1 protein-coding gene is annotated in these 266 nt (G+C 30.5%); it reads left to right on the top strand.

Annotated elements, in window-relative coordinates; genetic code table 11:
• Positions 1-266 (top strand): DUF1542 domain-containing protein (locus GUI70_RS25790; RefSeq protein WP_161884587.1); only part of this gene is annotated, 266 nt, incomplete at both ends.

The following is a 266-nucleotide window of genomic DNA, read 5'->3' as shown; positions in this document are numbered from 1 at the left end:
GATTATACATTTGCCTCATTAGATATTTTTAATGCTCTCAAAAGACGTGCACAAACAATTTTAGATGAAAATCGTAACAATGTTCCATTAGATCAAAGAGTATCTCAAGCAGATATTGATACATTAACTAATCAAATGCAACACACGTTAATTCGAAGTGTTGATGCTGAAAATGCAGTAAATCAAAAAGCTGATCAAATGGAAGATTTAGTTAATCAAAATGATGAACTGACAGATGAAGAAAAACAAGCAGCAATACAAGTTAT

It is taken from the genome of Deinococcus alpinitundrae (genome assembly GCF_009982895.1).
Taxonomy (GTDB): Bacteria; Deinococcota; Deinococci; order Deinococcales; family Deinococcaceae; genus Deinococcus; species Deinococcus alpinitundrae.
This window is presented reverse-complemented; position numbering and strand designations above follow the sequence as displayed.